Below are 18580 nucleotides of genomic sequence, written 5' to 3'. Positions count from 1 at the left end.
CCAGGCACCGATCTCAGACGTCCGAGACAGGCAGGTGGGTCACCTCGTCGCGGACCTTCTCGGCAAGCAGCGTCGAGAGGTAGCGCTCGGTGGACGAGCAGCCGACCGTCACGATCCGCTTGCCCTTGAACTCAGGAAGCCTGGCCACCTGCAAGGCCGCCCAGACATTCGCACCAGTCGAGATACCGGCAGGCAGGCCTTCTTCCTGCGCCAGTGCTTGAGCCGTGGCAAAAGCATCTTCGTTGGTCACCTTGACCACATCATCGATGATGTCGGTGTTCAGGTTCCCCGGGATGAAACCGGCACCGATGCCCTGGATCATGTGAGGTCCCGGGTCGCCACCCGAAATCACCGGGCTGGCCGTAGGCTCCACCGCAAAGGTCTTCATGTCACAGCGCTCCTTGAGCACTTCGGAGACACCCGTGATGGTACCACCCGTTCCGACGCCGGCCACGAAGGCGGCAATCTCGCCATTGGTGTCGGCCCAGATTTCCTCAGCCGTCGTCTCGCGGTGCACCTGCGGGTTGGCCGGGTTGTCGAATTGCCCGGGACCAAAGGATCCCTCGTTCTCCTCCACCAGTTGCTTGGCTTTGGCAATCGCACCGCCCATCCCCTTCGCCCGCGGCGTGAGCACGATCTCAGCACCCAGCAGTCTGAGCAGGACCCGCCGCTCGATTGACATGCTTTCGGGCATGGTCAGGATGCAGCGGTAACCCTTCGCACGTGCCACGAAGGCCAGCGCGATGCCGGTATTCCCCGAGGTCGGTTCGATGATCAGACCACCCGGCTTGAGTGAACCATCCTTCTCCGCCGCTTCGATCATGGCCCGGCCGATCCGGTCCTTGACGCTGAAGAGGGGGTTGAAAAACTCCGCTTTCACGCAGATCTCGGCATCGAGACCCTCGGTGAGCTTGTTGAGACGGATCAGGGGAGTGTTGCCGATGGTGGCAACCATGTTTTCTGCAATGGCCATAATCGTTGAAGGTTGTGGGTTAGATCTGAAAGTCAGTATTGCCGGAGTCAAGGTGGAGACCACACTCGTATTTCTCACCGCCGAACCGGGTGGACTCAGGATCAAGACCATCCGCAGCAGGGCGGGTGCTGTGCCAGTCACCCATCGTCACGTAACCCTGCTCCGCCAGCGGGTGCCGGGGCAAGCCACGATCGTGCATGTAGGCGGAAACCTGGGCATCCGCCCAGTCGAGGATCGGATAGACCTTGAGCGTGCGCTTCTGCTGCTCGGCGATGCGGCGGTCGGCCCGGGTGCTGGATTGGCTGCGGCGGACACCACTCAGCCAGATATCGGCATTCAATTCCTTGAGCGCCCGCGCCATCGGTTCGATCTTCGTGATCACGCCATACCGCTCGGCCGCTTCCTTGTCACCCTCCCAGAGGCGACCATGAAGCGCCTCCATGCGCGCCGAGGTCATCGCGGGCTGGTAAACCCGCAGATCGGTTCCCAAACGCTGCACCAGATCCTCGGCATACTGATAGGTCTCGGGAAAAAGATAACCTGTATCAACGAACACCACCGGAATCTCCGGCGCATGCTCCGCGATCAGGTCCAGCATGACCGCCGACTGGATTCCGAAGCTGGTCGACGCCACCAAACGCCCGGCGAACTCGCGCTGCAGATAGCGCAGTCGTTCACCGGCATTCAACGACGCCAGTTCGTCAGCCACCACGGTGGCATCTTCGGTCGAGAGGGTCATGGCTTGAATCAGTTCGCCAGGGCTTCCGGTTTGATGTTCTCGTGGAAATCCGCGCCTTGCTTGGTCGCCTCGACGTAGCCGGTGCGGATGACGAAATCGCCGAAGCGCTCCCCTTCCTCACGGTCCTTCGCATAGTGCTCGAGGATGGGCCCGAGCGTCGACATGATGTCCGCCGCATCGAGGTCCTGACGATAGAGTTTGTTCAAACGCTGCCCCGCGAATCCTCCACCCAGATACAGGTTGTATCGATTCGGTCCACGTCCCACGAATCCGATTTCAGCGAGGAACGGTCGACCACACCCGTTCGGACAACCCGTCATGCGGATCGTGATGGCATCGTGCCGGAGCCCGAGTTCCTCGAGCTTCTCCTCCAGATCGGTGATCACCGTCGGCAGATAGCGCTCCGCCTCCGCCAGTGCGAGAGCACAGGTCGGAAGGGCCACACAGGCGATGGACGAAAGCCTCATGGCGCTGCGTTCGTGGCTCTTGCTCATACCATACTTCTCGAGCAGAGCCTCGATCCCCGGGCGTTCCTCGTCGGTGATACTGGCGATGATGAGGTTCTGGTTCGCCGTCAGGCGGAAGTCCCCCCCGTGCACCTTGGCAATCTCGCGAAGACCTTCGCGCATCGGGTAGCCTGGTGTATCAACCACGCGCCCACCTTCGACGAACAGGGTGTAGTGGTGGTTGCCACGGTGGTCGGTCACCCAACCGAAACGGTCGCCGTTGTCCTCGAACTCGAAGTCCCGGACCGGTCCGAGGTCATAACCGAGATACTTGTTCAACTCGGCCAGGAACCAATCGGCGCCCCGATCCTCGATCGTGTATTTCAAGCGGGCGTGCTTGCGGTTCGTCCGGTCGCCGAAATCCCGCTGGACGAGCACGACCTTCTCAGCCACGTCCACCGCCTGCTCCGGCGTGCAGAAGCCGATGATGTCCGCCACCCGGGGAAAGGTCTTCTCATCGCCATGAGTGGTGCCCATGCCGCCTCCGACCGCCACGTTGTAGCCGACCAGTTTGCCGTCCTCGACGATCGCGACGAAGGACAGATCGTTGGCGTGGATGTCCACGTCGTTCGATGGCGGAACCGCCACCGTGATCTTGAACTTCCGCGGCAGATAGGTCTTGCCGTAGATCGGTTCCACTTCCTCCTCGGAGGTCTCCACCTTCTCGCCATCGAGCCAGATTTCGTGGTAGGCACCGGTCGCAGGCGTCAGGTGACGGGAAATGTCCTCGGAAAGCTTGAGCACCTCGGCGTGCACCTCCGACAGGTGCGGATTCGGATTGCACATCACGTTCCGGTTCACATCGCCGCATGCCGCGATCGAGTCCATCGCCGCATCGTTGATCTCCTTCACGGTGCGCTTCAGGTTGCTCTTGATGATGCCGTGAAGCTGGAATGCCTGACGCGTCGTCAGCTTGATCGTACCATTGGCAAACTGGTCGGCCATGCGGTCGGTCTCGATCCACTGCTTGGGCGTCGCGACCCCACCCGGCACCCGGATGCGGATCATGAACGAGAATGCCTTCTCGAGCTTGTGCTTGCGGCGACCGGCGCGCAGGTCGCGGTCATCCTGCTGGTAGCTTCCGTGGAATTTCAGCAACTGCTGGTCGTCCTCGGAAAGTGAACCGGTGGACAGGTCGGCCAGACCTTCTGCGATCGTCCCACGCAGGTAGTTGGACCGAATCTTGATGCCTTCGTTGGCGGCGAGTTCCTTGTCACTCATGATAGTCAAAGGGTTGCAACGTCAAAGCCCACAACGTGATGCGGCTTCCGTCGACTGGATGATTGATGGCTTGCTTGTGGTTTGAATGATTTCAGTAAACGTCACGCTGGTAGCGCTTGGCCTTCTTCAGGGCATCCACGTAGCCCTCGGCCTCCTCGCGGGAGTTCCCGCCGCCGGTCACCACGGCTTCGATCAGCGCCTCATGGACATCGGCCGCCATGCGCGAAGCATCGCCGCAGACGTAGAAATGGGCACCCTTCTCGAGCCACGCGAAGATCTCATCCGCATGCTCGCGAATGCGGTCCTGCACATACACCTTCTCGGGTTGGTCTCGTGAAAACGCGACGTCCAACCGGGTCAAAGCACCGCTCTTCAAATGGTCCTGCCATTCGAGCTGATAGAGGAAGTCGTAGGTGAAGTGCTGGTCTCCGAAGATCATCCAGGACTCCCCCTTGGCACCGGTCTCGGCCCGGTGTTCGACGAAGGCACGGAATGGTGCCACCCCCGTCCCGGGACCCACCATGATGATCGGCGTGTCGTCGGAGGCTGGAAGGCGGAAATTCTTGTTCGCGTGGGTGTAAACCTTCACCGCATCGCCGCAATTCACGAGATCAGCGAGATAGGTCGATGCCACTCCCTTCTTCTGACTACCATGACCCTCGTAACGCACCGAAGCGACGGTCAGATGGACCTCGTCAGGATGGGCCAGCGGGCTGGAGGCGATCGAATAGAGACGCGGCGGCAGCTTTCTCAGCGCCCCCACCAACTCGGAAGCTCCGATCCCGTCCGGAGCAAACTCGGCAAGCGCATCGGCGGTCCAGCGACCCCAGAGGTAGTTCCGCAGTTCGTCCTTGGCATCATCCGCCAGCAAGGCAGCCAATTCATCCGATTGGATGACCGCCTGAAGCTTCTTGAGCACGGCCTTGGACAGCACGGTGATCTCAAAATCTTCGCGCAGCGCATCAGCGAGCACCTTCTTGCCCACGCCCTTCACTTCGACTTCCTCGGTCCCGCTCAGCTTGGCCGCCTTCAACAGGCCCTCGATCATGTCGGGAGCATTCACCGGCACCACCGCGAGGGCGTCGCCCGGTTCGTAGGTCAGACCGGATCCTTCCAGCGAGAGCTCATAATGCCAGGTTTCCTTGGCACTGCCTTCACCATTGAGAAGCACCTTCTCCAGCAACTCCGAATCAAAAGGGTTCTTCTTCCCGAAGGCCGTCGCGGCAACCGGGGCAACCGCAGCGGGAACCACCGCCGGCACCGGCGCCGCAACAGGCGCCAGCTTGTCGAGAACCGCATCCATCCAGGCCGCATGCGCCTCATCGTAGTCGACATCACAGTCGACCCGATCCAGCACCCGCGTGGCACCCAGTGCCTCCAGCCTTGTGTCGAAATCCTTGCCCGTCTTGCAGAACTGCTCATACGAGGTGTCCCCCAGCGCACAGACCGAGAAGCGGGTCTTCGAAAGATCGACGGCATCCTTCATGAACGACTCGTGGAACGAAACCGCGGTCTCCGGCGGATCGCCGTCGCCCCACGTGCTGACGATGACCAGCAGGCTCTCGACCTTCGCCAGATCCGCAGGTTCGATCTCCGACATGTTCTTCATCACCGGCTTGAAGCCCCGTTTCTTCGCGGACTTCACGGTCAGCGCGGCGAGCGCTTCCGAATTCCCGGACTCCGTCCCGTAAAGCACGGTCAGAGGCGTCGAAGCACGCGCAGGCGCTGCGACGGGTGCCGCAAGATCGGATGACAAAAATCCGGCCAACCAATGGCGTTGTCCCGGGCTGAATTGACTCAACAACGCCTCGATGGCCGGGCGCTGCTCAGGGGAAAAGGGTGCGTGCTCTGGAAGCATTTCCTTAGTTTTCTACTTAAGTTTGTAATGTTTCGGCGCGAACGTCTTGCGAATCGGCCGCCGGCGCAAGCGAAAATGTCAGATTTCCACGTCTTCACAAGCCCAGCAAGAACCCACCGTCACGAACGTATTGGACCCATGCCCCGGACTTTTCGAACGCTCCTGACGATCGCCCTCTTCGCCGCCACCCCGGCGCTCGCGAAACTCCAGCTTCCCTCGCTATTTACCGACGGAATGGTGCTCCAGAGGGACATGAAAGCCCCGGTTTGGGGACTCGCGGATCCGAATGTTCAGGTCGAGATCCACTTCGCCGGACAGACCCAGTCGACCTCTGCCGATGCCGACGGGCACTGGCGCGTCGACCTCGACCCGCTCACCCTGAACCCAGCCGGACAAGCCATGCAGGTGTCCGCCGGAGCCGAAAAGATCACGATTGCCGATGTCCGCGTCGGCGAAGTCTGGCTCGCCAGCGGTCAGTCAAACATGCAGTGGGCGATCAAGGCCTCCCGCCCGGAGGACCAGCAGCTCGCGGCAAGCGGCCCGATTCCCCAGCTCCGCATCTTCAACGTCCCCCGAAAGCTGTCCGCCACCAACGAATTCGACGTGGAGGCCAAGTGGCAGGATGCCACACCTCAGACGGTCATCGATTTCTCCGCGGTCGCCTACTTCTTCGGCCGCGAACTTGTCGATCACCTCGACGTCCCGATCGGCGTCATCGCCAGCTCGTGGGGAGGATCCCGCATCGAACCCTGGACGCCCGAGGCAGGCTTCGCCGCCGTTCCCGAGCTCTCAGAACTCCACAAAAGCCGCCTGCCCCGGCTTCCCGGCACGCCGGCCTTCAGGGCCGCCAACGAGAAACACCTCGAGGCCACCCGCAAGTGGATGGCGAAAGCCGATGAAGCCCTGAAGCAGGACGTCGCACCTCCCCTGCCACCCGCCGCACCGCCCCGCCTGCGCATCGCCCACAATGGCGAAATGGGCACCTATCAGGCGATGATCCACCCGCTTCAGCCATTCGCCGTCCGTGGTTTCATTTGGTATCAAGGCGAGTCCAACCGAAATGATGGCATGGCCTACCGCTGGAAAATGGAGGCCTTGATCGAGGGATGGCGCCAGTGTTTCGAACGGCCGGACGCCCCTTTCCTCTATGCCCAACTCGCCCCCTTCAGCTACGGACAGGATCCGAAGGACACACTGCCGAAAATCTGGGTCGCTCAAACCAAAGCACTCGAAATTCCGCACACCGGAATGGCGATCATCAACGACATCGGCGACCTGAAGGACATCCACCCGCGCAACAAATCCGAGGTCGGCCGGCGCCTGTCGCTTCTCGCTCGCGCCCACACCTACGGGGAGTCGGAACTCGTTTCCAGCGGCCCTCTCTTCGCAGATTTCAAACGGACTGACTCCACCATCCGGATCCGCTTCCAGCACGTTGGCGATGGCCTCAAGACGCGCGATGACAAGGCACCCGACTGGTTCGAAATCGCCGGCATCGACGGTCAATTCCACGCCGCTGAAGCAAGCCTCGAAGGCAAGGACCTCGTCGCCCTCACCAGCCCGGCCGTCGAACGCCCGACCCAAGCCCGCTTCGCATGGTCCAAGCTGGCTTCCCCAAATCTCGTCAACAGCGCCAACCTGCCGGCCTCCGCCTTCCACACCCACTGGCCGGACGACCCGGACCTCGGCCCGAATGTCGCTGCCGGAAAACCCCACAAGTCCAGTGACCCGAATCGCAGCAACTGGGACAGCGGCCTCACCGATGGCACCTGGGACGGACAAGCCGGCCGCTGCTACGCGACCGGACTCGGCAACTTCCCCAAACACGTGACCGTGGACCTCGGCGAAAGTCACGAGATCAACCGCGTGCGCATCGGAACGCCCGCCTTCGGATCGACCCGAACGGTCAGCATCTCCCTGAGCCGCGACGGCAAGACCTTCACCGAAGTGGGGCGCCACGCCTTCCCCGCGAAAGCCGAATCCCGTGAACTACTGACCTTCGACCCGCAGGCAGCCCGGCACGTCCGGGTCGGCTTCATCGACGCCCATCCGAAGCAGGACCAGTTCGATCCGAAGTTCGGCTTCCTGCGCGAACTCGAAGTCTACGCCAAGCAACCCTGAGCGTCAGCCGGCCCAGGTCCAGTTCATCACCACCTCGATCTCGGGGTGAAGACTGTGATGCACGGGACATCCCTTGGCCGCCGCTTCAAGCATCGGGCGCTCGGGATGATCGGCTGCGACCGGTAGCGTAAGATCCAGCTCCAGCTTCGAAATGCGACGCGGGGTGTCGGCCGACATGTGCTTGCGCACGGTGACCTTGGCTCCCTTCATGTCGATTTCCTTCCGCTCCGCGACGATGCCCATCACGGTCATCATGCAGGCACCAAGGGCCGTTGCCACCAGATCCGTCGGAGAGAATGCCTCCCCGCGACCATTGTTGTCGACCGGAGCGTCGGTGGTCAGGGTCGAACCCGAAGGTCCGTGCTTCGCGGCACAATGCAGGCCGCCTTCGTAGTCGAGATCAATCGTCACCATCAGGGTCACTGTTCAAATCCTCCTCGTCCACGATGTCGAGCCGCTTTTCCGCGAGCACCACCCGGAATCCATAGGTCGGATCCACCGCCGTCGGCGGTTGGGGATTGCGGGCCCCCACATCGAGGTCCGACTCCTGGAATGAAGACCACCCCCCACCCCGCAGCACCCCACTGTCGTCCAGCGGATTGCGGCTATAGTCGTCCTCCACCCACTCCTGCACGTTGCCACACAGGTCGTAGATCCCCAACTCATTGGGCTGGAAGGATCCGACCGGAGCGGTGGTCGGATAACCGTCATGATAATCCTCCAACTGCCGGTTCAGGGAGAAATTGGAACTCAGGTCCGCAAGGTTGCCCACCACCTCCTGAGGTGGCCAGTCCTGCCCCCACATGAACAATCGCGGCCGGTCGAGGGCCAGCTGGTCGCGCTTGGCCGGCGACGCATCCTCCTCTTCGACCAGGCCCGCCAGCGCGCTCCACTCGAGGTCGGTCGGCAAACGATACTCCAGCGACCGCTTGAGCCGATCCTCGCTGATCTCCTTCTCGGTCAGCCATTCACAGAACTGCTCGGCATCCTCCCGCGACACCGAGGTGATCGGATGCCGGTTCCATCGGTCCTCATTGCCATCCACCGACCACTCGGGTGGCGGCGGCATCAGAAGCCCCCGCGCTTCAGCGAACATCGCGTAGTCCGAACGGCGTGTCTCCCAGGCTGAAGCCATCCACTCCTTGCCCGCAGGCACCATCCTCATGCCGAGAGAATTCTCCCACGGACGCCCCAGCACCACGCTCTTGTTTTCCTCGAGCTGGATCTGCAGGAACTGCGTGTCCCGCGGACCCACATCGATCTTCCGGGTCTCCGACTTGTAGCCCTCCAGCGAAGCGGTCACCTCCAGCCGGCCCGGGCGCACCCGGTCGACGAGCAGCGTTCCATCAGCCGACCCCTGGCTGTCGCCATTCACATAAATCTCCGCACCCGGCGGCAGTGTCTCGACCATCAGACGACCGTACGGGATACGTCGTACTTCCACACGGAAGGGTCGCCAACCACCCTTCCTCGCCTGCTCCCTGAGCTTGGGATGCTGGAACTTCTCCTCGAACTTCGGCAGAGCCTCGTGGTCCGCCGTCAGGTATCCCTGATCGATCCCCGTGCTCACCAGCCAGTCGCAGTAGGCCTTCGCGACGCCCGGAGGAACCACGACCACCTCGTTCTTCTCACCCGCCACATCGATCTCCACGACCTGCGATCGCTTCGCCATCTCGGGCGATGCCGCGACAAACGGTTCCCAGGACGTGGCGGTCACGAAGCCGACACTCTCGTGGCCGTTCCCAAGCGGTCGGTATTCCACACCCAGGTGATCCACCCAGGGTTCACTCAGGGCCGGAGGGGAGAAAATCTTCAGCGCCGCGGAAATCACCAGCGGCTCATCGGCAGCCGAGGCCGGCACCAGCATGCGGATCTCATGCGGCCGGTAACCATCCTTCAGGATCCGGAACGAGATGTCCTCACCCACATAGGACTCCAGCACCCGCGTCGGAGTACGTCCGATCAATTCACCCATGCCCGAACTGTCGACCACGTCGATCACGTCCGCCCCATCCGGAGTGCTCGTCACCTTCAGGAAGGCAGGGATCCGTTCGGCAGGCGGCACCACCACCTCCTTCAGACCAAGCGCTTCCGCCCACGGACCACGATGCGCCACCTCCCACGCGCCCCACATCATCGCACTCCCCAGGAAGAGCGCCACGAAGAGCGGGGCCAGAGGCCGGCGCCGACGCCTTCTCTTGCCCGCGCGCAGGTTCGCCAGAGCCGAGGCCAACTCACCCGCCGACTTGATCGTCCTGCGCGACACATGCGGCTCGCACACGTCGCAAATGATCTGATTGAGTGCCAACCACTCCTTCCGCTCCGCCCCCTGCGGCAACTCATCCGGCAGCTCGGGGAAATCGAGGCGATCCTTCCCCGTCGCCATCTCATACAGGACCTTGCCGAGCGAATACACATCCGCTTGGGCAGACCCCGGTCCTTCAGGTGGCACGAACCCCTCCGTGCCCACGAAGGTCCGCTGCCCGCGCGCCGCCACCAGGCCGATGTCCGCCAACTTGGCCCGGCCATTCACGAAAATCACGTTGGCCGGCTTCACATCGCGATGCGCCAGCCCCTGCTCATGGAGGTGCTCGAGCGCTTCAGCCAGCCGCTGCCCGACCTCGATGCAGAACCCCGTGTCGAGCCGCTTGCCCGCCGCACCGGTGATGTCATTGCGAAGCGTCCGCGCTTCGTACTCGATCGGGTTGATGTCGCAGCCGGAGATGATGTCATCCCCGAGCTCCATCACGTAGTAGTAGAACGACTTCTCGTCCGGACTGCGCCCCACGTGCAGCACATTGACCAGCCCCGGGTGATCCCGGGAAATCGGTTCATACTTGAGAATCCCCTCGAACTCCCGCTCGAACGAACGCTCGTCCTCGAAATCCTCGCGCCACAGCAGCTTGACCGCACGCAAGGCACCGGTCACCCCACGCGCCAGCCACACTTCACCATACGCCCCGCCACCGATCCTTCTCAGGACCTCGTGATCCGGGATCGTTGGGTCCGGGCGGGCTCTAGTCGTCGGCATTCTCCTCGAGGCGGGCTAACTCCCGTTTCAATACCGCACCGACCCGATGCTTGGCCAGATAGACTTGGGCCATGCTCACATTCAAGTGCTCCTGAACCCGCTTCGCCTCCCATTGGCGCACCACGTAGTAGTCGAAAATCTGATACTGTTTCGGCGAAACCTGCGCCTTCACCTTTGCCAGCGCGGCATCCGCGACGTTCTTCTTCCACTCCACATCCCACAGACGCGCCAGCAGATCCCCCTTCGGGTCCTCGAAACGGTCAATCACCGCCGTCTTGCGGTCATTCTCCCAATCCCCACCGGCCATCGCCGTGTCCTTCTTGCGCTTGCGGAACTGATCATTGATCCGCCAGCGGGTCATGTTCATCAGCCACGTCTTGAACGACCCCTGATTGGGATCGTAGAGCTTCTTCTTACTCTGCTTGGCAATCGAGAGAATCGTCTCCTGCACACAATCGTGGGCCTCCTCCGGGCGCAGACCCGCCTTGATCCCGACCGCGTAAATCAACCTCCAGTAGGTTTGGTAGAACTCGTCCCAGGTCCGCTGATCCTCCCAGTTGTCGAGACGAGCGATCAGGCTCTTCCGAGTCTTCTCGTAAGCCGCCTTGAGAACCTTGTCCTCCTTCTTCTTCGGGTCTTTTTCCTCTTCCTCGTCGGCCATTGAGCGTCCTTTAACACATCTCGAGGCTGATGTCTTTCACCGACTCACCCCTGAAGTGGTTCAAAAAACTTTTCTTAGGAAATCCTGACCATTCTGCAAAGCGAAGCTCGCATCTTCCGCTTCCACGAACTCACCAATCGGCTTAGTTTTCCACTTCGTTCACCCCCCGTGCGCATCCCCCATGCCACAGACATCACCCACACCCCCCGCGACCCGGCAGGTCGAAAAAATCCGCGAGATCATCGTCGGACGGCAGTTTCACGCCGTGGAACAGCGCCTCACCCGGCTTGAGGAAAACCTGCGCCCCATGCCCGTGACCGGTGCCGACACGGCAAGTCCATCCACCCACGCGCAGCAAGAGCAGGCACTCGAGATCCGCCGCCTTCGCCAGAGCATCGAGGTCGAGAGAAACCGACAGGCCGAGGAAACCAAGCGACTCGCCCAGCAAATCCAACACATCGCCCGCTCCCGACGCGAAGCCGCAGAGGAGACCCAACGGGCAATTCAGGCCCAGCTCGGCCCCTGGTTCCAAGAGTGGCAGGGCCGCCTCCAGCAGCACCTCCAGCAGCGGGAATCGCACCTGATTGCCGAATTCCGGGCAGAGCTCGACCACATGCGCCAGTGGATGCGCGCTGAGCTCAAGCAACACCCGGACGAGAACTCCGAGCAACTGCGCATCGCCCTCGAGCAATTCGCCACAGCCGCCCGGGCCGTCGCCCAGCACCTTCCCACCACCCGCCGGCCATGACCCTCCCCCCCCTCCCAGCCGCCGCGGAGCCCGCCCCGCCGATGCCGCAACGCTCGGCCCTCCCCGTCCCATCTCTCGACGGAAGAGCATCAGCGCCTCCCCACCAGCCATCCACGTCGCCCGCCAGCCCCATGCCGGTGGAAGGCAGGAGATCCCCGGATTCTCCACCGAACCCCCGGCCCCAGACGCCCGAGCTGCCGGTGGACTACACCGACGCTGATCTCGCCGAAGCGCTCGCCCCACTCATCCCCAACGCCACCTCGGCCAACGCCTTTCCCGAGGATTTCGAGGCAGCCCTCCGCTCGGCCATGCGCCGCACGCTCGCGCAACACACCGGCAGCCCTTTTGACCCACCCGACTTCTTCCAGCGCACCGCCTGGCGCTTCGGCGCCCTCCTTTCCAGCCGGACCTACGAAGAAATCGTCGAGCAGAAGACCGGCCGCTTCCGAATCGAGGAACTCTACCTGCTCGAGAGTGACCGGCTCTCCATGATCTCCTTTGCCAGCGTCGACCCCGCACGCCACGTGAACCCGCACAAGGTTCATTCGACCATTGCCCGGATCTCCGACCGCATCCGTAGCGAAGCCGCCCCCACCGAAATGGACTTCGGCAAAGGCCTCAGGGTCATCCTCCGCCAGCTCGACGACCTCATGCTCGCAGCCGTCGTCAGAGGCACGCCCGATCGCCTTGTCGAGTCCGACCTCGACTACGCGCTGCGCCGGATTCAGCAGTACCACGGCAGCGAGATTTCCAGCGGAGCCCCCCTCCTCACGGAGATCCAACCGCTGCTCGAGGAATGCCTGCTCATCCACTCCCCCTTGGCTCCAACTAGCAGATAGGAACAGAGTGCCCTTGACCGGATCGCCAGCCCCGGATAGGCAACGCGGCCATGGGTTTTGATTCTCTCGGTCTTTCCGACGCCGTTCTCCAGTCCGTTCGCGAGTCCGGCTATGATAACCCGACGCCAATTCAGGCTCAGGCCATCCCGCTGATTCTCGAAGGCAAGGACGTCATCGGCGCCTCACAAACCGGCACCGGCAAGACCGCCGCTTTCGCGCTCCCGACCCTCAGCAAGATCCAGCCGCTCGACAAACCCCAGATCCTGGTGCTCGAGCCGACCCGCGAACTGGCTCACCAGGTTGCCGAGCAGTTCGAGAAATACGGCAAGCAAACCGGCTGCAAGGTCGCCCTCCTCTACGGTGGCGTGGGCTACGGCACCCAGTGCGACCAACTCGAAGTCGCCGACATCGTCGTCGCCACCCCGGGACGCCTCGTCGACCACTTCTTCCGTGGCACCATGCGCTTCGGTGAGATCAAGTGCCTCATCCTCGATGAAGTCGACCGCATGCTCGACATGGGCTTCCTCCCCCAGGTCCGCAAGATCGTCAATCTCTGCCCGTGGGAAGGCCGCCAGACGCTCTTCTTCTCGGCGACCATGCCGCCGGCCATCCAGACTTTCGCCACCTGGTGCCTGACCGATCCCGTCAGCGTCGAAATCGCACGCCGTGCCGTGGCCAAGACCGTCAACCACGCCTTCTACCCCGTGTCGATGGACCAGCGCGACGCCCTCATCCTCGCGCTCCTCGACAAGACCGACTACCACTCGGTAATGATCTTCACCCGCACCCGGAAGGAAGCCGACCAGCTCTGCTCGCTCATCCAGGACGAGAGTGAAGGCAAGGCAATCGCCATGCACTCCGACATCTCCCAGTCCGACCGCATGAAGGCACTCGCCGGATTCAAGGAAGGCAAATACAACGTGCTCGTCGCCACCGACGTCGCAGCGCGCGGCATCGACATCTCCGGCGTCTCCCACGTCATCAACTACCGCGTCCCCGAGAACGCCGAAGACTACGTCCACCGCATCGGTCGGACCGGCCGGGCAGAAGCCGAAGGCGACGCCTTCACCATCCTCACCGCCGACGAACTCGAATACGCCAAGTCGGTCGAGGTCTTCATCGAGCAGCCCATTCCCCGCAGGAAGCTTGAAGACTTCAACTACACCTACACCGCCTTGCTGGACGACGACCATAAGCCCGTCCGCAAACCGCGCCGCCCCGCCGGGCGCAAGCGCAGACGCTGACTTTCAATTTCCAATGTCCAAGTCTGAATGCCAAACTCCGCTCCTCGGCCATTTGGCATTGGAACTTGATCATTGAGAATTTGTCGCATGCGCGTCCTCTCCATTGACCCCGCCATCCGCAATACCGGCTACGCCGTGGTGGAGGGTGACCAGAAGACCGCTAGGGTCATCACCTACGAAGTCATCCGCATCCCCGCCAAACTGCCCCAGTCGGCGGCCCTGGCCGCCGTGCGCATGCACCTCGCCAACCTCATCAAGACCCACGAGCCCGACGAAGTCGCCGTGGAAGGCATCATCTACGTGCAGTCGCACAAGACCGCCATCAGCATGGGCGCCGCCCGCGCGGCCGCCCTCATCGCCGCCGCCGATGCCGGGCTCCCCGTCTTCGAATACGCACCCTCCAAGGTCAAACAAGCCGTCGTCGGCAATGGCAAAGCGGACAAGGCCCAGGTCGCCTTCATGATCCGCGCACTACTAGGACTCTCCGAGACCCCTCCTCACGACGCGGCGGACGCCCTCGCCATCGGACTCGCCCACCTCCAGGCCTCCGATCCCCTGCGTTCGAAAGTCCTCGATCGCCGTCAGGTCTGAACTCCCCGCACACCCCGCGTCACGACCATGAAGATCACCACCCTTCCCGAGCCCGTTGACTACGCCGCAGGCCTCGAGCTCCAACAGGAGCATGTCGCCGGCATTCTCAGCGGATCGCACGAAGAAACCATCTACCTGCTCGAGCACCAACCGGTCTACACCATCGGTCGACGCCGCGATCAGTCGTCCCTCCGCGACACCAGCTCACTCCCCGCGCCCGTCCATCAGATCAACCGTGGCGGCGAAGCCACCTACCACGGACCCGGCCAACTCGTTGGCTACCCCATCCTCGACCTGAGGGAGCGGGGAAAGGACCTGCACGAGCACCTGCGCAAACTCGAGGAAGTCCTCATCCTCACCTGCCGGGATTTCGGCATCCCCGCCACCCGACGCGAGGGCCTCACCGGCGTGTGGGTGGAGAATCGCAAGCTCGCCTCCATCGGCGTGGGCGTGAGCAAATGGATCAGCATGCACGGCTTCGCCATCAACATCACCCGCGACTCCCTGCTCCCCTTCTTCGCCATCACCCCCTGCGGCATCGAAGGCGTCGTCATGGGCTGCGTCGAAAACGAGACCGATCACCCCGTCACCGTCTCCACCTTCTCCGACAAACTCCGGCCCCATCTGATCGACCAATTCGGCTGACCCGCCACCCATCCCCGACCCGCATTCCCCTTGCCCTTGCTCGAGGTCCCGCTTGAATACCCCCAACCGAATCCAGACCACCTATGGGAAGAGCCTTTGAATGCCGACGTCGTGCCAAGGAAGCGCGCTGGGACAAGATGTCCCGCGTTTTCCCGAAGCTAGCCAAATCCATCACCCTCGCCGCCAAGAACGGAGGCGGTGACCCGGACATGAATCCGGCCCTCCGCCTGGCCATCTCCAATGCCAAGGCCGAGAACCTTCCGAAGGACAAGATCGATGCCGCCATCAAACGCGCCACGGGTGGCGACGCCGCCGACATCTCGGAAGTCAACTACGAGGGCAAGGGCCCTCACGGCTCCCTCTTCTACATCGAGTGCGCCACCGACAACACCAACCGCTCCGTCTCCAACCTGAAGACCATCTTCAGCAAGAACGGCGGACAACTCGTCCAGAGCGGACAACTCGATTTCATGTTCACCCGCAAGGCCGTCGTTGAATTCGAAGCCGAAGGCGTCGAACTCGAGGAAGTCGAACTCGAACTGATCGACCACGGTCTCGAGGAACTGGAAGTCGAGGATGGACTCGTCCGCGCCATCGGCGACTACGCCGAGTTCGCCAACTTGAGTGGTGGCGTCGAAAAACTCGGCATCACCATCAAGAAGGCCGCCCTCGAGCGCATCCCGACCCAACCCGTCGAAATGAGCGACGAGCAAATGAACGACATCGAGGCACTCCTCGAAAAGATCGAGGAAGACGAAGACGTCCAACTCGTGTTCACCAACCTCGCTTGATCGGGTTTTGAAACGACCCATCTTCGAGGAACTCGATTTCCAAGCGACCCCGCTTGGCGACCTCGTCCTCAGGCGGCGGAGCTTGCCGGATCTCGACGGAATCATCGTCCACGAAATCATCCTCGGAGACGCCTACCTCATGACCAGCCTCTTCACCGAGGTGGAGTCCGCCCTCTCCCGCCTTGGCATCGCCGCCACCGAAGCCGCCTTCCCGGGCGAGAAACTCAATGTCGTCGTCGGCGGTCTCGGTCTTGGATACACCGCGAAGGTCGCCCTCGACCACCCAAGCATCGGATCACTCCGCGTCGTCGACTACCTCGCACCCGTGATCGATTGGCATCGCCGCGGACTCGTCCCCCTCGGACCGGAGCTCAGCGAGGACCCGCGCTGCCGGTTCGTCCATGGTGACTTCTTCAAGCTCGCCGCCGCAGACACCACCAGCTTCGAACCCGAATCCTGCACCGAGCGGCACCACGCCATCCTGCTCGATATCGATCACTCGCCATCGAATCTCCTCCACCAGCGACACGAGGAATTCTACAGCCCCGCCGGCCTCCGCCGCCTCGCGGAAAAGATCCACCCGGGTGGCATCTTCGCCCTCTGGTCGGACGACCCACCCGAGGAAACCTTCATGCAGGCACTCGCCGAGGTGTTCGATACCTGTGAGTCGCACATCGTCTCCTTCGACAACCCTCACCTGGGCGGCAAATCGGAAAGCACGGTCTACGTCGCGCGTCGTAGCAAAGCCTGAGCCAGCGGGAATCGAACTTCACGGGAGGAGCCCGCCCTTCCACTCGACCAGCTACCGACGAGCGTAGCGCATCCCCTTCAGCGGAAGCAGCAAGCCGGTCAGAACCACCCCCATGAGAAAGCCACCGAGGTGAGCCCCATAGGCGGTATTGCCAACCCCCATCCACAACCCCCTCAAGTCCATCGCCACCCCCAGCATGGCGAAGATCGCCAACTGCGAGGGAGCCACCGGCCGCGCCAGCGGCCACGTCTCCGGATCCGGGAGGTGAAACCGCAGGGCCAAACCGAGGTAGGCACCCTCAAGCCCCATCACGCCCCCGGAGGCTCCCAGGCTGGGGATCATCTCATCCGATCTCAGATACGCGTCGCACGCCCCACCTGCCAGCGCCGTGATCAGGAACAGACCGAGCATCATGCGGTTGCCCAGCAACCCGGAGAGAAGCGATCCGAACAACCACAGGTAGATCATGTTGCCTCCCCAGTGGAGAAGATCACCGTGGAAGAAGCCCGCCGTCAGCATCGACGAGAACACCCCCCAGTCAGCCAGCGTCACATCGCCCGACTTCAGATGCTCCCAGGACGCCGCAACCTCCGGTGGAAACATCATGAACGAAGCATACCACGAGGGCCCCAGCATTCGCTGCAGGCCGAGAATCACCAGCATCCCCAACATCAGGGCAAACAGCGGCCAGTGATCCCGCAGAATCGAGCGGAAACCATGATGGGAAAACAAGCGGTGAATCAAAGCAGCGCCACTGCAGCAGGCCGCCCCCACCCGTGACAAGCGCCAAGCCCCCCCACCCCCCACGGATTCCAACAGCCCATCCCCCGCCCTAAACCAGCCCTGCCCTGCCACCCCCCGGTCGGGACACGCCTTCCGGTGAACTCACCCACCTCACTCATTCGCACTCCCCCCATGATGCACTTTCATGAACCCAACCTGCGCCGCACGGGCACTGGCATGGCCACTGCTCCATCATCCGCATGGCCCATCTCCGACAACCTTCCCTGATCGATAGCCTGCTGGAGCGCCTCAGTGAGCGCCAGCTGCTCAAGGCGCTTGAGAGGTTGGAGGAGTCCTCCTCGATCGAGGAAAGGACTCGGGCCAACCAACAACTCAACCGTCTGCTGGAACGCAACCCGCGCGCGCTTCACTCCTACCTCAGTCACAAGCGACTTGAGGCACAGCTCCGACTGCTGGTCCACGATCCCGATTTCCTGGCCTCCTGAGGCCTCCTGCTCCCCCCGAGAAGAATTGGTGGTTGCCAGTCAATCTCCGGGGCGATGACGCTGCTCGCTTCACGTCGTCGTTCCGGGGATTGCAACTTCTCCCTCCGCTCCACAAGGTGGCGGCATGAAGGTTGAGAAACTCAAATACACCGTCTGGGCCGCCGACGCCCAGCGCGCCACCACATTCTACACCACCCTCTTCGGTGCCACGGTCATCAAACAGAACCCGCACATCACCGAACTGACCGTCGCCGGCGGCATCATCTCCATCCATCGCGGCGGCGAAGGGAAACGCACCTGGACCGGCCTGACCTTCCAGGTTGGCGATGTCGTCACCGGAGCCCGCGAAGTCTGCCAGCACGGCGGCCAATGCCCGAAAGAGCCACAGCCCGAAGACGGAGAGCCACCCCATCTGGCCATGTGCATCGACACGGAGGGCAACGAGTTCATGCTCACCCGACAACGGAGCTGACCGGTGCCCGAATTCCCAAAAGTCACCCGCCAACCACCAATCCAACGCGAACTTTTTTTGCCCGTCCTGGGTCGAATTCGCCGCGGCTCGAAAACACCGGTTCGTGAAACCCACTCAACCTCAGTGACCCGTGATCACTATTCACAACTTATTCACATGC

General features: G+C 62.4%; 18 protein-coding genes. 10 read left to right on the top strand and 8 right to left on the bottom strand.

All coding sequences use genetic code 11. The features are described from left to right. Window positions 1-13: 13 nt before the first annotated feature. From cysK to JIN81_RS09085, 4 genes are all read right to left on the bottom strand, one after another. Window positions 14-973 carry a cysteine synthase A gene (cysK, locus tag JIN81_RS09100; protein WP_200278621.1) on the bottom strand — a complete coding sequence of 320 codons (960 nt, stop codon included), beginning with the start codon at window positions 971-973 and terminating at the stop codon, window positions 14-16. Between the two features lie 19 nt (window positions 974-992). Continuing rightward, the gene (locus tag JIN81_RS09095; RefSeq protein WP_200278620.1) at window positions 993-1712 is read right to left on the bottom strand and encodes a phosphoadenylyl-sulfate reductase; all 720 of its coding nucleotides are present in this window, start codon (window positions 1710-1712) and stop codon (window positions 993-995) included. Between the two features lie 8 nt (window positions 1713-1720). After that, entirely contained in the window at window positions 1721-3439 is a 1719-nt protein-coding gene (locus JIN81_RS09090) for an NADPH-dependent assimilatory sulfite reductase hemoprotein subunit (RefSeq protein ID WP_200278619.1), read from the bottom strand. A gap of 91 nt (window positions 3440-3530) precedes the next feature. Further along, window positions 3531-5297: a diflavin oxidoreductase gene (locus JIN81_RS09085; RefSeq protein ID WP_200278618.1), complete on the bottom strand. Its 1767-nt coding sequence runs from the start codon at window positions 5295-5297 to the stop codon at window positions 3531-3533. A gap of 138 nt (window positions 5298-5435) precedes the next feature. Here JIN81_RS09085 and JIN81_RS09080 point away from each other — a divergent pair, with 138 nt between their 5' ends. Continuing rightward, the gene (locus tag JIN81_RS09080) at window positions 5436-7418 is read left to right on the top strand and encodes a sialate O-acetylesterase (protein ID WP_200278617.1); all 1983 of its coding nucleotides are present in this window, start codon (window positions 5436-5438) and stop codon (window positions 7416-7418) included. Between the two features lie 3 nt (window positions 7419-7421). On the opposite strand, the gene JIN81_RS09075 is transcribed toward JIN81_RS09080, so the two are convergent. The 3 genes from JIN81_RS09075 to JIN81_RS09065 are packed head-to-tail and all read right to left on the bottom strand — an operon-like array spanning window position 7422 to window position 11110. Continuing rightward, a complete protein-coding gene (locus JIN81_RS09075; RefSeq protein WP_200278616.1) occupies window positions 7422-7832 on the bottom strand; it encodes an OsmC family protein in 411 nt (136 codons plus the stop codon). Further along, window positions 7819-10449 carry a bifunctional serine/threonine-protein kinase/formylglycine-generating enzyme family protein gene (locus tag JIN81_RS09070; protein WP_200278615.1) on the bottom strand — a complete coding sequence of 877 codons (2631 nt, stop codon included), beginning with the start codon at window positions 10447-10449 and terminating at the stop codon, window positions 7819-7821. The genes JIN81_RS09075 and JIN81_RS09070 overlap by 14 nt, the downstream gene beginning before the upstream one ends. Beyond that, window positions 10436-11110, bottom strand: coding sequence for a sigma-70 family RNA polymerase sigma factor (locus tag JIN81_RS09065; RefSeq protein WP_200278614.1), 675 nt, complete (start codon window positions 11108-11110; stop codon window positions 10436-10438). The genes JIN81_RS09070 and JIN81_RS09065 overlap by 14 nt, the downstream gene beginning before the upstream one ends. A 181-nt stretch (window positions 11111-11291) precedes the next feature. On the opposite strand from JIN81_RS09065, the gene JIN81_RS09060 reads away from it, so the two are divergent. The 7 genes from JIN81_RS09060 (at window position 11292) to JIN81_RS09030 (ending at window position 16719) form a co-directional block, all read left to right on the top strand. Then, entirely contained in the window at window positions 11292-11858 is a 567-nt protein-coding gene (locus tag JIN81_RS09060; RefSeq protein WP_200278613.1) for a hypothetical protein, read from the top strand. A gap of 131 nt (window positions 11859-11989) precedes the next feature. Continuing rightward, window positions 11990-12697 (top strand): hypothetical protein, encoded by a 708-nt coding sequence (locus tag JIN81_RS09055; protein WP_234044610.1) that lies wholly within the window; start codon window positions 11990-11992, stop codon window positions 12695-12697. A gap of 50 nt (window positions 12698-12747) precedes the next feature. Further along, window positions 12748-13941, top strand: coding sequence for a DEAD/DEAH box helicase (locus JIN81_RS09050; protein ID WP_200278611.1), 1194 nt, complete (start codon window positions 12748-12750; stop codon window positions 13939-13941). Window positions 13942-14028: 87 nt separating this feature from the next. Further along, complete coding sequence (gene ruvC / locus JIN81_RS09045) at window positions 14029-14532, top strand: crossover junction endodeoxyribonuclease RuvC (RefSeq protein WP_200278610.1); 504 nt, start codon at window positions 14029-14031, stop codon at window positions 14530-14532. 27 nt (window positions 14533-14559) lie between these two features. Next, a complete protein-coding gene (gene lipB, locus JIN81_RS09040; protein WP_200278609.1) occupies window positions 14560-15177 on the top strand; it encodes a lipoyl(octanoyl) transferase LipB in 618 nt (205 codons plus the stop codon). 83 nt (window positions 15178-15260) lie between these two features. After that, window positions 15261-15968 carry a YebC/PmpR family DNA-binding transcriptional regulator gene (locus JIN81_RS09035; protein ID WP_200278608.1) on the top strand — a complete coding sequence of 236 codons (708 nt, stop codon included), beginning with the start codon at window positions 15261-15263 and terminating at the stop codon, window positions 15966-15968. Window positions 15969-15975: 7 nt separating this feature from the next. Then, window positions 15976-16719, top strand: a complete 744-nt coding sequence (locus JIN81_RS09030) for a polyamine aminopropyltransferase (protein ID WP_200278607.1) — start codon at window positions 15976-15978, stop codon at window positions 16717-16719. Window positions 16720-16770: 51 nt separating this feature from the next. Here the strand turns inward: JIN81_RS09030 and JIN81_RS09025 are convergent, their stop codons facing one another. Next, a complete protein-coding gene (locus JIN81_RS09025) occupies window positions 16771-17451 on the bottom strand; it encodes a rhomboid family intramembrane serine protease (protein WP_200278606.1) in 681 nt (226 codons plus the stop codon). Between the two features lie 251 nt (window positions 17452-17702). Between JIN81_RS09025 and JIN81_RS09020 the strand changes: the two genes are divergently transcribed. Both JIN81_RS09020 and JIN81_RS09015 read left to right on the top strand, forming a co-directional pair. Beyond that, on the top strand, window positions 17703-17948 hold the full coding sequence (locus JIN81_RS09020; protein WP_200278605.1) for a hypothetical protein: 246 nt from the start codon (window positions 17703-17705) through the stop codon (window positions 17946-17948). 124 nt (window positions 17949-18072) lie between these two features. Beyond that, window positions 18073-18420: a VOC family protein gene (locus tag JIN81_RS09015; protein WP_200278604.1), complete on the top strand. Its 348-nt coding sequence runs from the start codon at window positions 18073-18075 to the stop codon at window positions 18418-18420. Window positions 18421-18580: the final 160 nt, after the last annotated feature.

Source organism: Haloferula rosea (assembly GCF_016595525.1).
GTDB lineage: Bacteria > Verrucomicrobiota > Verrucomicrobiia > Verrucomicrobiales > Akkermansiaceae > Haloferula > Haloferula rosea.
The sequence above is the reverse complement of the archived record's forward strand: the minus strand, read 5'-3'. Positions and strand labels throughout refer to the sequence as shown.